16 protein-coding genes are annotated in these 15,853 nt (G+C 70.8%); 14 read left to right on the forward strand and 2 right to left on the reverse strand.

All coding sequences use genetic code 11. The annotated features are described in order from the left end of the window. Positions 1-31: 31 nt before the first annotated feature. Positions 32-358, reverse strand: coding sequence for a hypothetical protein (locus tag ACFPQ9_RS42010; RefSeq protein ID WP_380865109.1), 327 nt, complete (start codon positions 356-358; stop codon positions 32-34). A gap of 244 nt (positions 359-602) precedes the next feature. On the opposite strand from ACFPQ9_RS42010, the gene ACFPQ9_RS42015 reads away from it, so the two are divergent. From ACFPQ9_RS42015 to ACFPQ9_RS42055, 9 genes are all read left to right on the forward strand, one after another. Further along, positions 603-968 carry an arsenate reductase family protein gene (locus tag ACFPQ9_RS42015; RefSeq protein ID WP_380865111.1) on the forward strand — a complete coding sequence of 122 codons (366 nt, stop codon included), beginning with the start codon at positions 603-605 and terminating at the stop codon, positions 966-968. 118 nt (positions 969-1,086) lie between these two features. Then, positions 1,087-1,812: an RlpA-like double-psi beta-barrel domain-containing protein gene (locus ACFPQ9_RS42020; protein ID WP_380865112.1), complete on the forward strand. Its 726-nt coding sequence runs from the start codon at positions 1,087-1,089 to the stop codon at positions 1,810-1,812. Positions 1,813-2,149: 337 nt separating this feature from the next. Beyond that, positions 2,150-3,181, forward strand: a complete 1,032-nt coding sequence (gene glnII / locus ACFPQ9_RS42025; protein ID WP_380865114.1) for a glutamine synthetase — start codon at positions 2,150-2,152, stop codon at positions 3,179-3,181. Positions 3,182-3,280: 99 nt separating this feature from the next. Continuing rightward, positions 3,281-4,216, forward strand: a complete 936-nt coding sequence (locus tag ACFPQ9_RS42030; RefSeq protein ID WP_380865115.1) for a DUF6891 domain-containing protein — start codon at positions 3,281-3,283, stop codon at positions 4,214-4,216. 246 nt (positions 4,217-4,462) lie between these two features. Continuing rightward, positions 4,463-5,005, forward strand: coding sequence for a winged helix-turn-helix domain-containing protein (locus ACFPQ9_RS42035; RefSeq protein ID WP_380865117.1), 543 nt, complete (start codon positions 4,463-4,465; stop codon positions 5,003-5,005). Between the two features lie 79 nt (positions 5,006-5,084). Beyond that, positions 5,085-6,092, forward strand: coding sequence for an NAD-dependent epimerase/dehydratase family protein (locus tag ACFPQ9_RS42040; RefSeq protein ID WP_380865120.1), 1,008 nt, complete (start codon positions 5,085-5,087; stop codon positions 6,090-6,092). 88 nt (positions 6,093-6,180) lie between these two features. Then, the gene (locus ACFPQ9_RS42045) at positions 6,181-7,464 is read left to right on the forward strand and encodes a sensor histidine kinase (RefSeq protein WP_380865122.1); all 1,284 of its coding nucleotides are present in this window, start codon (positions 6,181-6,183) and stop codon (positions 7,462-7,464) included. Next, complete coding sequence (locus tag ACFPQ9_RS42050) at positions 7,449-8,102, forward strand: LuxR C-terminal-related transcriptional regulator (RefSeq protein WP_126391746.1); 654 nt, start codon at positions 7,449-7,451, stop codon at positions 8,100-8,102. Before ACFPQ9_RS42045 ends, ACFPQ9_RS42050 begins: the two co-directional genes overlap by 16 nt. Before the next feature lie 202 nt (positions 8,103-8,304). Next, on the forward strand, positions 8,305-9,870 hold the full coding sequence (locus tag ACFPQ9_RS42055) for a DUF1996 domain-containing protein (RefSeq protein WP_380865124.1): 1,566 nt from the start codon (positions 8,305-8,307) through the stop codon (positions 9,868-9,870). 67 nt (positions 9,871-9,937) lie between these two features. Here ACFPQ9_RS42055 and ACFPQ9_RS42060 read toward each other — a convergent pair whose 3' ends face one another. Beyond that, complete coding sequence (locus ACFPQ9_RS42060; RefSeq protein WP_380865126.1) at positions 9,938-10,369, reverse strand: hypothetical protein; 432 nt, start codon at positions 10,367-10,369, stop codon at positions 9,938-9,940. Positions 10,370-10,471: 102 nt separating this feature from the next. On the opposite strand from ACFPQ9_RS42060, the gene ACFPQ9_RS42065 reads away from it, so the two are divergent. The 5 genes from ACFPQ9_RS42065 (at position 10,472) to ACFPQ9_RS42085 (ending at position 15,769) form a co-directional block, all read left to right on the forward strand. After that, on the forward strand, positions 10,472-10,981 hold the full coding sequence (locus tag ACFPQ9_RS42065; protein WP_380865129.1) for a tetratricopeptide repeat protein: 510 nt from the start codon (positions 10,472-10,474) through the stop codon (positions 10,979-10,981). Between the two features lie 100 nt (positions 10,982-11,081). Continuing rightward, on the forward strand, positions 11,082-13,007 hold the full coding sequence (locus ACFPQ9_RS42070) for a hypothetical protein (protein ID WP_380865131.1): 1,926 nt from the start codon (positions 11,082-11,084) through the stop codon (positions 13,005-13,007). A 97-nt stretch (positions 13,008-13,104) separates the two neighbouring features. Next, entirely contained in the window at positions 13,105-14,001 is an 897-nt protein-coding gene (locus ACFPQ9_RS42075) for a metal-dependent hydrolase (RefSeq protein ID WP_380865133.1), read from the forward strand. Then, positions 14,001-15,023, forward strand: coding sequence for a PDR/VanB family oxidoreductase (locus ACFPQ9_RS42080; protein ID WP_380865136.1), 1,023 nt, complete (start codon positions 14,001-14,003; stop codon positions 15,021-15,023). The genes ACFPQ9_RS42075 and ACFPQ9_RS42080 overlap by 1 nt, the downstream gene beginning before the upstream one ends. Before the next feature lie 56 nt (positions 15,024-15,079). After that, positions 15,080-15,769 carry a TetR/AcrR family transcriptional regulator gene (locus ACFPQ9_RS42085; protein ID WP_380865139.1) on the forward strand — a complete coding sequence of 230 codons (690 nt, stop codon included), beginning with the start codon at positions 15,080-15,082 and terminating at the stop codon, positions 15,767-15,769. The last annotated feature ends 84 nt before the right edge of the window (positions 15,770-15,853 follow it).

The raw sequence follows: 15,853 nt of genomic DNA on the forward strand, positions 1-15,853 counted from the left end.
CCGCGGCCTCGAGCACCGGCGCGGTCCCGGCCTACCTGGAGTACCTCATGAGCGCCCGGACCATGTGGCAGGTCGTGTCCGACGGCGGATGGACGCCGATCGTCTCCGCGGCGGTCCTGATCGTCTCGTTGCGTGCCTGGTTCGGCATGTAGACGCCCGAGTCGAGGAGCGCTATCGCGAGGCGCATGGCCTTGAGACGGCGGTTGTGGGTGACGTACCACTCGCGTGGGCGCCCCGGCGGCAGCGGTCGCTTCTCCACCGGCGCGTACGGCAGGTCGAGCAGCACCGGGTGCTTAGCGGTGGACTGGGTGGGCAGCGGCTTGCGGGTCGGCTTCGCCTTCAGTGCGGCAGCGGGCACGGGCATCCTCCTGTCGCGGTCAGAGCGCCGGCCGGGTTCCCGGCGACGCTCTCGAACACTGCTTACAGTTTAGTGCCCGCCACTGACAATCGGGGAACCTGATACGGCCAGTAAATCCGCAGGTCAGCAATGAAACTGTCGCCGCGTCACACCGGCTCCAAGGGAGACGCGAGAGACGGCAGAGAATTCGAACAGAGCCCCTCCGGCCGTGGGTGGCGAAGGGGCGCGGGATACCGTGGGCCGTATGGAGATCTGGATCAATCCGGCCTGTTCCAAGTGCCGCAGCGCCCTCACCCTGCTCGACGCCGAAGGGGCCGACTACACCGTGCGCCGCTATCTGGAGGACGTCCCCAGCGAGGACGAGATCCGCCAGGTGCTGGACCGGCTGGGACTCGAACCGTGGGACATCACCCGCACCCAGGAGGCCGTCGCCAAGGAGCTCGGGGTCAAGGACTGGGCACGGGACGGCAGTTCCCGGGACCGGTGGGTGAAGGCGCTCGCCGAGCACCCGAAGCTGATCCAGCGGCCGATCATCACCGCGGACGACGGTACGGCCGTGGTGGGGCGCACCGACGAGGCCGTCCAGGACGCACTGTCCCGCAAGAGCTGAGGCTCTGTCAGGCAGGGTGTGACGCAGGTTACTTCAGTCACTCTCGTAACCGCTGAGTAACTCCGTTCGGGATCTCGTACATAGCGGCGTACGCTCCCCTACCGCTCAGGAGGCGCGCATGTCGCGCAGGAGAACTCTCGGTACGAAGAAGAAGATCGCTCTGCTGGTCAGTGCGGCGACGGTGGCGGGTGGCGGTGCCTTCGTCATGGCGAGCACCTCGAACGCCTCACAGGCGCCGACGGTCAAGTCCGCCGCCGACTCGACCGTCTGCCAGGGACTCGCCACCGCCCTCGGCAACAACCAGAAGTTCATCGACGGGCAGAAGGCCAACCCGGACGCCCAGTCCGCGGCCCGGATCGCCAACCGTGAGGCGGTCATCGCGCAGATCAAGGTCCAGCAGGAAGCGTCCGGTTGCGCTGCCGGGGAGTCGGCTCAGGACTCCCAGGCCGCACAGCCGAGCGCACCCGCGGCCGGCGCAGGGGACGCGGGGGCCGGGAACGCCGGAAACGCGGGCGACGCCGGGAACGCCGGGGGCGAGGAGAACGCGGGCGACGCCGGGAACGCGGGCAACGCCGGCGGTGATGCCGCGGCCTCCGGGCAGCAGGTCTGCAACGGCTCCACGGTCACTCTCTCCGGCGAGGGCGGGGCTCCGGCCGCGTCCAGCAACCAGTTCCCGGCCGGCACCAAGCTGAAGGTCACCAACCTGGACAACAACAAGTCCACGACGGTGGAGGTCACCTCGGTCTCCGGTAGCTGTGCGCTGCTGAACAACGCGGCCTTCGAGCAGGTCCGCGAGCCCGGCAAGTTCCTGATCCGCCGTGCGCTGATCGAGAAGGTGGGGTGACGCCCGGGTAACCGACGTCGTACGTGTCATGGGCCCTGCCACTCGCGGCCACGAGTGGCAGGGCCCGCGTACGTGCGGGCCCCTCGCGCATTCCCATCGCATACGAGCCGCCCGCCCGGTGCCGTCGGCGGCGCGGGATGTCGCCCTGTCGACTTTGCGCGACCCCTCACCGCGTGAATCACGCCACACGAACACCAGGTAACACGGGGTTCACATGGGAGCAATGGCCGGGAAATCGCCTGTTGACAGGCTCCCGGGCATCAAGCGCGGCGCCTGAAGTGCCGCAGCGCCGCAGCACCCGCAAGCGCACCCAGACCCACCCCGAAGGATGTGGCCCGTGACCTTCAAGGCTGAGTACATCTGGATCGACGGCACCGAGCCGACGGCCAAGCTGCGTTCCAAGACGAAGATCATCACGGGTGCGCCCGCCGGTCTGGACGCGCTGCCGATCTGGGGCTTCGACGGGTCCTCCACGAACCAGGCCGAGGGTCATGCCTCGGACTGCGTGCTCAAGCCGGTCTTCACCTGCCCGGACCCGATCCGCGGCGGCGACGACGTGCTCGTGCTGTGCGAGGTCCTGAACATCGACCTCACCCCGCACGCCACCAACACGCGTGCCGCGCTGGTCGAGGTGGCGGAGAAGTTCGCCGCCCAGGAGCCGATCTTCGGCATCGAGCAGGAGTACACCTTCTTCCAGGACGGCTACCCGCTCGGCTTCCCCAAGGGCGGCTTCCCGGCCCCGCAGGGCGGCTACTACTGCGGTGTCGGAGCCGACGAGATCTTCGGCCGTGAGGTCGTCGAGGCCCACCTCGACAACTGTCTGGAGGCCGGTCTCGGTCTGTCCGGCATCAACGCCGAGGTCATGCCCGGCCAGTGGGAGTTCCAGGTCGGCCCGCTGTCCCCGCTGGAGGTCTCCGACCAGATGTGGGTGGCCCGCTGGCTGCTCTACCGCACCGCCGAGGACTTCGGTGTCTCCGCGACGCTGGACCCGAAGCCGGTGAAGGGCGACTGGAACGGCGCGGGCGCGCACACCAACTTCTCCACCAAGGCGATGCGCGAGGGCTACGACGCGATCATCACCGCGTGCGAGTCGCTCGGTGAGGGCTCCAAGCCGCTGGACCACGTCAAGAACTACGGCGCCGGCATCGACGACCGCCTGACCGGCCTGCACGAGACCGCCCCGTGGAACGAGTACTCCTACGGCGTCTCCAACCGCGGCGCCTCGGTCCGTATCCCGTGGCAGGTCGAGAAGGACGGCAAGGGCTACATCGAGGACCGCCGTCCCAACGCCAACGTCGACCCGTACGTCGTCACCCGCCTGATCGTCGACACCTGCTGCTCGGCGCTGGAGAAGGCCGGCCAGGTCTGATCCGCCCAGGGCTGTGCGAAGGGGCGTCCACCGTCACGGTGGGCGCCCCTTCGCCGTGAGTCGGCCGCGCTGTCAGTGGCGGGTGTCATCGTGGAGGGCATGGAGAACGGCATGGGGCCGGACGGCGAGGGGCTGGCCGTCAAGGTCGAGACGGAGTACGGCGAGACATATGCGCGGCCGTCCGAGCGGCAGCTGCGCGACCTGGTGCACCGGCTCGGCGCGCGCGGCGACAACTGGCTGGTGATGCAGCGGATTCCGGACGTGCCGGACGTCTTCGCCCAGGTGTGGCACGAGCGGCGCGGGGACTACCGACTGGAGCACCGCGAGAGCCGTGAGCGCTTCCTCGGCACCACGGTCGCGGACGCCGCCGCGGTGGCCTACGCGCTGGTGGGATGGGCGCGGCAGCGGGGCGGCTGGGACACCGGCTTCGCCTGGACGCCGGTCGCCGTGGACCCGCCGCAGGAGGTGCCCGAGCTTCGCCACGCGATACGCGAGCAGGTGGAGGACCGGGTGCACGAACTGCTGCGGTGCGGGTACGACGACCGGGCGACGCTCGCGGAGGCCGCCGAGGAGTATCCGGTCGACGGCGAGGAGCGGCCCGTGTCGCCCGCGCAGGCCCGGGAGCTGGTCGACCGGCTGTGGCGGGAGCGGCTGGACGAGCAGTCGGCGTGGGAGGGCGTCACGGATCCGGAGCTGCTCACCGGGGCCTTCCGGGCGCTGGAGGCGAGCGGCATCACCGCCCGGGAGAACTTCACCTGTTGCCGGGGCTGCGGCATCGCGGAGATAGGCGCGGAGCGCGAGGACGCGCGGGGTTTCGTCTTCTTCCACCGGCAGAGCACCCAGCACGCCGCCGACGGGCACGGGCTCAGCCTCTACTACGGCGGTTTCGACGGCTCCGAGGAGACCACCTCCGCCGTCGGCCGCGAGGTCGTCGCCGCGCTCACCGGCGCCGGGTTGTCCACGCAGTGGGACGGCTCCCCGGGCAAAGCGATCAACGTCACGCCGTTGACCTGGGACAAACGGCTGGAGGGATGAGACGAAGGGTCCCGTCCAGGGCGGCCGTCTGCTTCAATGGGGGCATGGTCGGCATCCAGAAGTACTCCGCGACAGGTCGTCATGACCTCGAGCCCTTCTGGCCTTCCCGTCAGCACCATGACTTCGACCGGGTGTGTTGCCGCGCGATGAACGCGCGGGCCCTCTAAAGCCGTCACCCGGCCTTCGGCCAGCGCGAACGACGTTCCTCCCCACGACGGACCTCTCGCGCGAAAGAGCTGACCTCTCATGGCGACCACTCGTTCCCTGTCCTCCGCCGCCACGCTCCACCCGACCGGTTCACGGCACCATCTGCGCGCCGTGGACCGGGACGAGGTGATCGACGTCGCGGACCTTCTGCCGCCGGGCGCCACCTGGCTGCCCGCACCCCAGCACTCGCTGCCCACCCTGCCGGGACAGCCGCCGATGATCGGCTACCTGGTGCTCGTACCGGCCGACCACCGGCCGCCGGTCCCGACGGCCGTGGAGACCGACATCGACCCGCTGGTGCGGATCGACTCCGTGCGGCGCACCGCCGCCGTCGACGGGAATGAACTCGACCTCACCTACCTGGAGTTCGAGCTGCTGGCCCACCTGGTGGCCAACCCCCATCGTGTGCACACCCGCGACCAACTGGTCACCACGGTGTGGGGCTACGGGCATGTGGGGGACGGCCGTACCGTCGACGTCCATATCGCCAGGCTGCGCCGCAAGCTGGGCGCCGAGCACCGCGACACCATCCGGACGGTGCGCCGGGTGGGGTACAAGTACGCGCCGCCCGCCGGACGCTGATCCGACGCCCGCGTGTCCGTCCTCTGCTGACGGCAGAGCCCTGTTCCGTCCCGCGCCGCCACCGGGCACAGTCGGCGGTATGAGACTTCTGGTGCTGGGTGGTACGGAGTTCGCGGGACGGACCGTCGTCGAGGCGGCCCTCGGGCGGGGCTGGGACGTCACCGTCTTCCACCGGGGGCGGCACGAGCCCGTGGCCGGGGTGCGGTCACTGCACGGTGACCGCACCGCGGCCGACGGGCTCGCCGCCCTTGCGGAGGGCGAGTGGGACGCCGTCGTCGACACCTGGTCGGCGGCACCGCGTGCCGTACAGGACTCGGCACGGCTGCTGCGGGGCCGCGCCGGACGGTATGTGTATGTGTCGAGCCGCTCGGTGTACGAGTGGGCTCCGCCCGCCGGATACGGCGAGGACGCGCCCGTCGTCCAGGGCTCCGAGGCCGGTGCGGAGCAGACCGACTACGCGCGGGACAAGCGGGGCGGGGAACTGGCGGCGGTCGAGGAGTTCGGGGCGGACCGCTCCGTGCTGGTGCGGGCCGGGCTGCTGCTCGGGCCGTACGAGAACGTCGGGCGGCTGCCCTGGTGGCTGGGGCGGATCGCGCGCGGCGGTCCGGTCCTGGCGCCGGGCCCGCGGGACCTGCCCCTCCAGTACGTCGACGTCCGCGACCACGCGGAGTGGATCCTCGGCGCCGTGGAACAGGAGCTGAGCGGGCCGTACAACCTCACGAGCCCGCAAGGACACGCCACCATGGGCGAGTTGCTCGACGCCTGCGTGGCCACCGTCGGCGGGAGCGCCGAGCTGCGCTGGACCGACCCGGAGGTGATCCTGGAGGCGGGCATCGAGCCGTGGACCCAGTTGCCGGCGTGGGTGCCGCCGGGCACCGACCTGCACGACGCCCTGCACAGCGCCGATGTGTCCCGGGCCGTCGCCACGGGGCTGCGCTGCCGTCCCGTCACCGAGACCGTCGCCGACACCTGGCGCTGGCTCCAGGACATCGGGGGGCCGGCGCCCATGCGGCCGGACCGGACGGCGAAGGGGCTCGATCCGGAGGTGGAGGCGAAGGTCCTCGCGAGCGTCGAGGAGGAGGTGTAGTCGAGGAGAGGGGTGTACCTGGCACCACCCCATGACCCGGGGTCCCGGCCCCGTGACCACCGCTGCCGCCTCGGCGAGACTGAACGGCATGACCAACGACGACAACAGCGGCCGCGGTTCACGGGCACGGGGCATGGGGATCGCAGCCCTGCGGGGGCTGGCGCTGGCGCTGATCTCCCTGCCGGGCGCCGTCCTGTGCCTGGTCCTCTCCCTCGTCTCCATCGCGCTCATACCGATCGGCGTCGGCATCGTCACGACGCCGTGGGTGCTGACGGGCGTGCGGACGTTCGCCGACTGGCGGCGGGTGCTGGCGGCCGAGTGGGGCGGGGTGCGGATCCCGCCCGCGTACCGGCCGTTGCCGAAGGACGCCAACCCGTGGGCCCGCACCTTCGGGATGCTGAGCGACCCGGCGACCTGGCGGGACCTGCTGTGGCTGCCGGTCGACATGACGGCGGGGTTCTTCACGGCGTTGCTGCCGGCCGTGCTGCTGTTCTACCCGCTGGAGGGCTTCGTGATCGCGGCGGGGCTGTGGCGGGTCTTCACGGACGCGGGCGACGGCACGTACTGGTACGGCTTCGTGCCGGTCACCGATCAGACGTCCGCGTTCGGCGCGGCCGCCCTGGGCGTCGGTCTGCTCTTCCTGGCCCACTTCTACACCCCGCGCCTGCTCCAGGCCCACTTCCGGCTCACCCGGGCCGTCCTCGGCTCCAACCAGGGCGAACTGGCCGAGCGAGTGAGGGTGTTGACGGAGACACGGCGGGACGCGGTCGACACCTCGGCCGCCGAGCTGCGCCGTATCGAACGCGACCTGCACGACGGGGCCCAGGCGCGGCTGGTCGCGATGGGCATGGACCTCGGGACGATCGAGATGCTGCTCGACAAGGACCCGGAGAAAGCCAGGCAACTCGTCGCGCAGGCCCGCCGGTCGTCCGCCGACGCGCTCTCGGAGCTGCGTGACCTGGTGCGCGGCATCCACCCGCCGGTCCTCGCCGAGCGCGGACTGGGCGACGCCGTGCGGGCGTTGGCGCTGCGGCTGCCGGTGGCGACCGAGGTGAACGTGGAGCTGGCCGGGCGGGCGGAGGCCCCCGTGGAGTCGGCGGCCTACTTCGCGGTCAGCGAGGTGCTCACCAACGCCGTCAAGCATGCGGGCGCCGACCGGATCTGGATCGACCTGCATCACGTGGACGAGGCCGCCGGCATGCTGCGGATCAGCGTCACCGACAACGGCAAGGGCGGCGCGGTGATCGGGGCCGGCTCGGGCCTGGCCGGGGTCGAGCGGCGACTGGGTACATTCGACGGCGTCCTGGCCGTCAGCTCGCCCGCGGGCGGCCCCACCATGGTCACCATGGAGATTCCTTGCGCGTTGTCCTAGCCGAAGACCTGTTCCTGCTGCGCGACGGGCTCGTCCGGCTCCTTCAGGCCTACGACTTCGAGATCGCGGCGGCCGTCGAGACCGGCCCCGAGCTGTCCCGGGCGCTGGCCGAGCTGGAGCCGGACGTCGCCGTGGTCGACGTACGGCTGCCGCCGACCAACACCGACGAGGGGTTGCAGTGCGCGCTGGAGGCCCGGCGGCGCAAGCCAGGGCTGCCGGTTCTGGTGCTGTCCCAGCACGTGGAGCAGCTGTACGCGCGAGAGTTGCTCGCCGACGGCAGCGGTGGGGTGGGGTATCTGCTGAAGGACCGGGTGTTCGACGCGGACCAGTTCGTGGACGCCGTACGGCGGGTCGCGGCGGGCGGTACCGCGATGGATCCGCAGGTGATCCAGCAGCTGCTGAGCCGGCGCGCGGCCGACGACCAGCCGCTGGCACGGCTCACGCCCCGCGAGACGGAGGTGCTGGAGCTGATGGCGCAGGGGAGGACGAACGCGGCGATCGCCGAGCGCCTCGTCGTCACGGAACGGGCCATCGCCAAGCACACCGCCAACATCTTCGCCAAACTGGGCCTGGAGGTGTCGGACGACGACAACCGTCGCGTGCTGGCGGTTCTCGCGTATCTCGACCATGGCCGGTAAAACCGGACCCGTCCATTCACCCGCCGTACGGGATCAACAACTCCTGGTGTTTCAGGGGTTGTTGAGCACACAGCTCACTCACGAATCTCTCAACAATTTCCGGGACTGCTGAACACCTCTGGGGCTCCCTCCGTATGAAAGGGCGCCGCTTCACTCCTGTCGGGCGCCTCGATGCCCCGAAAAAGGAAGTCAGAGGAGTTCCATGGGACGCAACATTCGAAAACGCCGTACGCCGCTGGCCACCAAGGCCATAGCCGCATCGGCGGCCCTAGCGCTCGGTGGGGGCGGGCTTGTTTGGGCCAACTTCTATGCTTCGGCGCACGAGGACAACTCCGGGTGGAACCAGACGAAGTCCACGAACGCCCGTGTCGCGACGATCAACTGCCCTGACGTCGGCCAGAAGCTGACGAAGGTGCCGCGGAGCGCGCGCAGGGGTGTCGCCAAGGAGCTGGCGCTGCTGGACAGGCAGGTCACGGAGGCCTACAAGCGTCTCGCCGAGACGCGGCAGGCCCAGGCGGGGGACGCCAACTACGTCAACAACGCGATCCTCAGCCCGCTGAAGTCCAAGCGCGTGGCCACGCTCGACCGGATCGGCATCAACATCAACCGGGCCGGCGGCCAGCGCCCGCAGAACCTCGACCAGCTCGCCCAGTGCCAGGGCGTCCCGGCCGAACAGCCGCAGACCAACGACGGCCAGCAGGACGGGGACCAGAACCAGGACGGTCAGGACCAGAACAACGACGGTCAGGACCAGAACCAGGACGGTCAAGACCAGAACAACGACGGTCAGGACCAGGGCGGACAGGACCAGGGCGGCAACGGCGGTCAGGCCGGCAACGGTCCGAACGCGGACGACTTCGTCGACATCACGCAGGTCCAGGGCAACGCACAGCTGGGCGTCGGCGCGAACGGCCTCCCCGCGAACGGGGACAGCGGTTCCACCGGTAGCTTCACCACGAGCTGCGGCACCAACCAGAACGAGAACCGCAACTCGGACAACGTGATCGTCGCTCCCGGTGTCAGCAACGGTGCTCAGCACCAGCACGACTACGTCGGCAACCAGGCCAACAACGCTTTCGCGAGCGACCAGGACCTGGCGAACGGCGACACCACCTGCGAGAACCAGGGTGACCGGTCGTCGTACTTCTGGCCGGTGCTGCGCATCCAGGACGGTCAGGACGACATCGACGCGAACGCCCCCGGTGGCGGTCAGGACGGCAACGTCGGCACGATCGTCGAGCCCAGCGAGGCCCAGCTGAAGTTCGTCGGCAACAGGACGAGCGAGGTCGTCGCGATGCCGCAGGCCCTGCGCATCATCACCGGTGACGCCAAGTCCTTCGTCAACGGCAACGCGAACGCCAACGCCAACTGGAGCTGCACCGGCTTCGAGGACAAGGTCCAGCTGCACGACAAGCTCCCGATCTGCCCCGAGGGCAGCTCCGTGGTGCGGACGTCCAACTTCCAGTCCTGCTGGGACGGCCAGAACATCGACAGCGCCAACCACCGCACGCACGTGGCGTTCGTCCAGGGCGACGGCACCTGCGCCAACGGCTTCCAGGCGATCCCCCAGCTCCAGGTCCGGCTGGTCTACGACGTTCAGGCCCCGCAGATCCAGAACGGACAGGTACAGAACGCCTTCGCGGTGGACTCCTTCCCGGACCAGCTGCACAAGGCGATCACCGACCACAACGACTTCATCAACTTCTTCGACGAGAACACGATGAACCAGGTGGTCGACTGCATCAACAGCGGCCAGGACTGCCAGTAGTCCTCGCGCAGTAGAAAGCCGGCGGTGGGATTTCCCACCGCCGGCTTTCTCTTTCCCGCTCGCGCGGTCAGCTGTGATGACCGCCCTTGTTGTGACTGCCACCGGGGTTCATGTGCGCGGAACCCTCTTCCATGGTCCCGCCGAGCTTGCTCTGCAGCGCCGTGACCGTTTCCTCCTGCCCCACGGCGACCCATTTGCGGCCGACGAGGTAATAGCCGCCGTAGTCCTTCGCGCCGCTCAGCCACTCGGCCTGGCCGCGGTCGGTGGCGAAGGTGGCGAGGATGTACTTGTCCTTGCCGGTCTTGCAGATGGCCTGGCGGATCTCGTCGGCGTCGGTCTGCATGTTCGGGTCGCACTTGGCCATGGAGGCAAGATGCTCCAGGCTGCCGGTCGCCGTCTCGGGCATGTCGGCCGCCTTGTCGCCGCCGGCGCCACAGCCGGCCAGCGCGAGCACCGCCACCGCGCCGGACAGCGCGAGCATCGGTCGGGTCAATGTCATCTGTTCCTCCGGTCCATGCCGCGGCGGGCCCCGGCGGGGCCCTCGTCTCCCATACGGCTGCGACGGGCGGTGCGCTCAAATCACAGGCTCTCACGGGCACGGGTGTGCGAGTGTGGCTCGGTGAACCAGGACTGGGAAGACCGCGTGAGCGCGGCATGGGCGACCTTCGACGACTACCCCGAGGAGAAGGCGGCCGACTTCCGCGCCGTCATCGACACCCTCGTCGCCGAACTGCCCCGCGACAGCCCCCTCGGCCCCTTCGAGCAGGCCTGCGCCTGGGACTCCACCGGCCACTCGGACAAGGCGGTGCCGCTGTACCGGGAGGCTCTCGCACGCGGGCTGAGCGGCTACAAGGGACGGCGGGCCAGGATCCAGCTGTCCAGCTCGCTGCGGAACGTCGGGCAGGCGGAGCAGGGCGTCGAGCTGTTGACGCCCGAGCTGGACGCGCCGTCGGACGAGCTGGACGACGCGGTGCGGGCGACGCTGGCGCTGTGCCTGTCGAGTCTGGGTCGGGACCGGGAGGGGCTGGCGCTGGTATTGGAGGCGCTGGCATCCCATCTGCCGCGATACCAGAGGTCGATGACGAATTACGCGCGGGAGTTGCGCCCCTGAGGGGCGCGGGGAACTGCGCGACCAGCCACAACGGGCCGGCAGCCGACAACGCACCCTCCGCCGCCTGTGACCTCGCGTCCATTCGCTCGTTCTGCTGAACGTGCAGTCACAGGATGTCGCCCCGCGCCCCGCACCCGAATCCGCCGATCCGGTCGTCGACGTCGAACGGGCCGAGGCCGCGCTCGTCGAGCACTACCCGCGCCTCGTCCGGCTCGCCTATCTGGTGCTGCCACCGAGCCTCGGCCGCAACCGGCGCGTGGTGACCGCGCACTCCCTCACCCAGCGGGCGCTGCCCCGCGGCCGCACCGCGGCGACGCCCGTGATCCCGGCGCAGTCGACCGGCCGCGACGGCGACCCCGGGTACGCCTTCCTGCGGCTGCGTGTGCTGCGTACGGCGCTGGAGGCGGGCCTGCCGCTCAGGCGCGCCGCCTGGCCCAGGCGCTCCCAACTGCCGCCCCTGCTCCCCCAGGTCTGGGGCCTGCGCCTCTTCCCCAGGTCGGGCGGCGCCGACGAACTCGCCCTGGACCAGCGACTGTCGGCGCTGTCCGGCCCGGCGCGGGCGGCCTACGTCCTGCGCGGCCTGGAGAAACTTCCGGACGGCGACGTACGCGAAGTGCTGGCGGCGGCCGGTGTCGAGGACGCGGAGGACGCGCTGGAGGAGGCCGACGCCGTACCCGCGCAGTACGCGCTGCTCGACTCCCCCGAGTTCGACCCCTGCTCGCTGCAGGCCCGGCCCACCGATCTGATGCGGCGCAGGCAGCATCTGCGGGCCGCGCTCACCGCGGGGGCCGCGCTGCTCGTGTGCGGGGCGCTGCTCGGACTGCCCGGCGAGGGCTGGGCCCCCGACGGTCCCGCCGCGCCCTCGTACGCGCAGAACCCGGCGGCCGAGGCCGCGCTCGACCCGGCCCAGCTGACCAGGGTCCCGGCGCTGGCCTGGCAGTCCGCCACCCGCACCGACTTCTCGGTGTGGCCGGTGCGCGGCGACCTCGCCGACGACTCGGCCCTGTTGCGCCGCGCGCTGGCCGTGTGGGCCCGCCCCGGCGAGAAGGTCACGGTCTCGGCGACCCCGGGCACCCCGGCGGGCGGCCCGCCGGGCGCACCGCAGCTGCTGTACGCGGGGACGGTCGACACCGCGCGCGTGGTGATTCTCTACGACGGTCTGCGCATCGCCCGCTACGCCGAGCCGGTGGACGGCACGGCCGGCGCCGCCCTGGACTTCTCCCGGGTCGACGGCGCGGGCCGGGCCGAGGCGAGCGCGGTGGTGCTGAGCCGGGCCGACGGCAATGTCCGCTATCTGCTGGCGCCCTGGGTGAAGGAGGCGGCGGAGCGGGACCTGCTGAAGCCGGGTACCGGAGCGATGGATCTCGGGGTGCGGGAGGGCATCACCTCGCCGCTGGCGAGCCCGATCGCCCAGCAGACCGGCGCGTGCTCGTCGTGGAACGTCCTCCAGGTGACCGACAGCGCGGGTACGCGGCTGCTGACCGACCTCGCCGAACTGGTGCCGGCCCGGCTCACCACGGGCCGTCCCGGGGCGGCCGAGGAGGTGACCGGGGCGCGGGCGCTGCACACGTGGGCGCCGTACTCCTGCTGGCTGGGGGCGATGCGTTCGGCGGGCGTGCGCTCGGTGAACGCCTGGTCGTTCGCCGCGCAGCCGCTGCCTGACGGCACCGGTGCGGCGGACTGGGTGTGCACCCGCGCCGAGACCTGGCGGGGCGGCGGCGAGCGGGTGCTGGCCCAGTTCCGCACGCCGGGCTCGAAGCTCGCGGCGCTGGCGGCGAAGGCGCAGAACGTTCCGGCGTGCGGCGCGCGCGACCCGCATGTGCTGGCCGGGGTGCTGTGGAAGGCGAAGGCGGGCGGCTGGTACCTGCTGGCGGCCGGCACCGATGACACGGCGTCGATCACCGCGACGGGCGGCGTCCACGGCACCGCCCGGAACAACCTCCTGGCCACGGACGCCGAGCAGGGCGCCCAGGCCGAGCTGAAGGGCACGCTGAGCAGCGGCCGTGTGATCAGCGGGCTCCAGTGACGTATCCCTGCCCGGCGGCCCACCCCTGCTGACAGAAATGTAAATAAGGCCTTGCAGGAGGGTTCACGACAGCCCTACCCGTCAGTACATTGACGCCATGTCTAACACGCCGGACCGCGTGCCCCTCAAGGCCCGCAAGGTGTCCTTCTCCTGGGACGACACCCCGTTGCACTGGGTGCCGGGGGACCCGTTCAGCACGCACACCATCAATGTGCTGCATCTGCTGCTGCCGGCCGGTGAGCGCTGGTTCGTGCATGTCTACAAGCAGGTGCTGCCGTACATACGGGACGAGCAGCTGCGCGAGGACGTGCTCGGGTTCATCGGGCAGGAGGCGATGCACTCGCAGGCCCACGACGAGGTGCTGCCGCATCTGCGGGAGCAGGGGCTCGACCCGACGCCGTACACCGCGCAGGTCGACTGGTTCTTCGAAAAGCTGCTCGGCGACCGCACGCTGCCGCCGGGGCGGGCCCGCCGCTGGTGGCTGATGGAGCGGGTGGCGCTGATAGCGGCCATCGAGCACTACACGGCCTTCCTCGGGGACTGGGTGCTCAACGCCGAGGAACTGGACCGCCGCGGCGCCGACCCGACCATGCTGGACCTGCTGCGCTGGCACGGCGCCGAGGAGGTCGAGCACCGCTCGGTCGCCTTCGACCTGTTCATGCACGTCGACGGGAGCTACCGGCGGCGGGTGCGGACCTGGGCCGCCGCGTTCACGGCGCTGGTCTTCCTCTGGCAGCGCGGGGCGCGGTTCTTCATGGAGAACGACCCGACGCTGATCGACGGCCGCGCCACCTTCAAGGACTTCTACGTCCGGGGCCGGCACGGCACACTGCCCGCGACCGGGGAGATGCTCAAGTCCATCCCGCGCTATCTGAGCCGCGCGTACCACCCCTCGCACGAGGGCTCCACCGAGCAGGCCGTCGCCTATCTGGCCTCCTCCCCCGCCGCTCTGGCCGCCGAGACGGCCGAGAAGTCCGCGAAGGGTGCCGCCTGATGCCGAAGCTCCGCACCGTGGCCGTCGTCGCCGGTACCGCCCTGCTCGTGCGGCGGGCGATGCGGCGCCGCATACGGACCTCGCCGCTGTGGCCGATGCCCGCCCTGGAGGAGCCGATCTCCGGTCGGCCCCGGTCGCGGGCGCTGCGCGTGCTGGTGGCCGCGCGCGAGGAGGTCGCCGAGGGGGTCGTACAACTACGTCTCGAAGGGCACGATCTGCCGGGCTGGGAGCCCGGCGCGCATCTCGACCTCGTGCTGCCGTCGGGCCTTGTGCGGCAGTACTCGCTGTGCGGCGACCCGGAGGACGACTCCTCGTACACCGTGGCGACCCGGCTGGTGCCGGACGGGCGGGGCGGCTCGCGTGAGGTGCACGAGCAGATCCGGGTGGGCATGGAGCTGGAGGTGCGCGGGCCGCGCAATCGTTTCCCGCTCGTCGAGGCCGAGTCGTACGTCTTCGTCGCGGGCGGGATCGGGATCACGCCCGTCCTGCCGATGCTGCGGGCGCTGCCGGACGGCGTGGAGTGGCGGCTGCTGTACTGCGGGCGGGACCGGGCGTCGATGCCGTTCCTGGAGGACGTCGAGAAGCTGGGCCGGGACCGTGTGACGGTGGTGGAAGGGCCGGCGGACCTCGACGGGTTCCTCGCGGACGTGCCCGGGGGCACGGCCGTCTACTGCTGCGGGCCGGAAGGGCTGATGGCCGCGGTGGAGGAGCGGATCCCGCGGGTCCGGATGGAGCGCTTCGCGCCCCGGGCCGCGGGCGGCGAGTCCTTCGAGGTCGAACTCCGGCGCAGCGGGCGGACGTTGACCGTGCCCGCCGACTCGACCGTACTGGCCGCGGTGCGCGCCGAGTTGCCGGACACCCTGTACTCCTGCGAGCAGGGTTTCTGCGGGACCTGCCAACAGCGGGTGCTGGCGGGCGAGGTGGACCACCGGGACGAGCTGCTGACCGACGCGGAGCGCGCCGACTCCATGCTGATCTGTGTGTCGCGGGCGCGGGGTGATCGACTCGTACTGGACATGTGAACGTCCATGGTCGGTCCGGTCCGTTCGAGGCCGGAATCGATCGGTAAGGTGTTCGCATGACTATCGGGGTACGGCGAAGAATGGGAGTCGAGGAGCGACGGCAGCAGTTGATCGGCGTCGCCCTCGAACTGTTCAGCCAGCGCTCACCCGACGATGTCTCCATCGATGAGATAGCGTCGGCCGCCGGCATCTCGCGCCCGCTGGTCTACCACTACTTCCCCGGCAAACTCAGCCTGTACGAGGCCGCGTTGAAGCGCGCCTCGGAGGACCTCGCGGGCCGGTTCGCCGAACCGCGGGAGGGGCCGCTGGGGGCGCGGCTGCTGCGCGTGATGCGGCGGTTCTTCGACTTCGTCGACGAGCACGGCCCCGGTTTCTCGGCGCTGATGCGCGGCGGCCCGGCCGTCGGTTCCACGGCGACCAACGCGCTCATCGACTCCGTGCGGCAGGCCGCGTATGTCCAGATCCTTTCGCATCTGCGCGTGGAGGATCCGCCCGCGCGACTGGAACTGGTCGTCCGCTCCTGGATCTCGCTCGCCGAGTCGACGGCACTGATCTGGCTGGACGGCCGGCGCATTCCGCGCGGCGAGCTCGAGGTCCAGCTCGTGCACGACTTCGCCGCGCTGGCCGCTGTCAGCGCCGCTCAGGACGAGGAGATGGGCACGCTGCTGCGCGGCATACTCAAGGAGGAGCCGGCCGACGGCCCGTTCGCGGACCTGGTCACCCGGCTGATCTCGCTGGCGTCCTAGAGCCTGTCCCGGAGCCTGCCCTAGCTGTACTCGGTCATGACTTTGGTGACAGTCGGGTGATCGGTGGCTGGCCGCCGAGCGCAG

Source organism: Streptomyces coerulescens (assembly GCF_042657965.1).
Lineage (GTDB): Bacteria > Actinomycetota > Actinomycetes > Streptomycetales > Streptomycetaceae > Streptomyces > Streptomyces coerulescens.

Coding starts and splice junctions, on each gene's coding strand:
- ACFPQ9_RS42015 (WP_380865111.1), top strand. CDS start 603: ATGGAGATCTGGATCAATCCGGCCTGTTCCAAGTGCCGCAGCGCCCTC.
- ACFPQ9_RS42020 (WP_380865112.1), top strand. CDS start 1,087: ATGTCGCGCAGGAGAACTCTCGGTACGAAGAAGAAGATCGCTCTGCTG.
- ACFPQ9_RS42030 (WP_380865115.1), top strand. CDS start 3,281: ATGGAGAACGGCATGGGGCCGGACGGCGAGGGGCTGGCCGTCAAGGTC.
- ACFPQ9_RS42035 (WP_380865117.1), top strand. CDS start 4,463: ATGGCGACCACTCGTTCCCTGTCCTCCGCCGCCACGCTCCACCCGACC.
- ACFPQ9_RS42040 (WP_380865120.1), top strand. CDS start 5,085: ATGAGACTTCTGGTGCTGGGTGGTACGGAGTTCGCGGGACGGACCGTC.
- ACFPQ9_RS42045 (WP_380865122.1), top strand. CDS start 6,181: ATGACCAACGACGACAACAGCGGCCGCGGTTCACGGGCACGGGGCATG.
- ACFPQ9_RS42055 (WP_380865124.1), top strand. CDS start 8,305: ATGGGACGCAACATTCGAAAACGCCGTACGCCGCTGGCCACCAAGGCC.
- ACFPQ9_RS42060 (WP_380865126.1), bottom strand. CDS start 10,369: ATGACATTGACCCGACCGATGCTCGCGCTGTCCGGCGCGGTGGCGGTG.
- ACFPQ9_RS42075 (WP_380865133.1), top strand. CDS start 13,105: ATGTCTAACACGCCGGACCGCGTGCCCCTCAAGGCCCGCAAGGTGTCC.
- ACFPQ9_RS42080 (WP_380865136.1), top strand. CDS start 14,001: ATGCCGAAGCTCCGCACCGTGGCCGTCGTCGCCGGTACCGCCCTGCTC.
- ACFPQ9_RS42085 (WP_380865139.1), top strand. CDS start 15,080: ATGACTATCGGGGTACGGCGAAGAATGGGAGTCGAGGAGCGACGGCAG.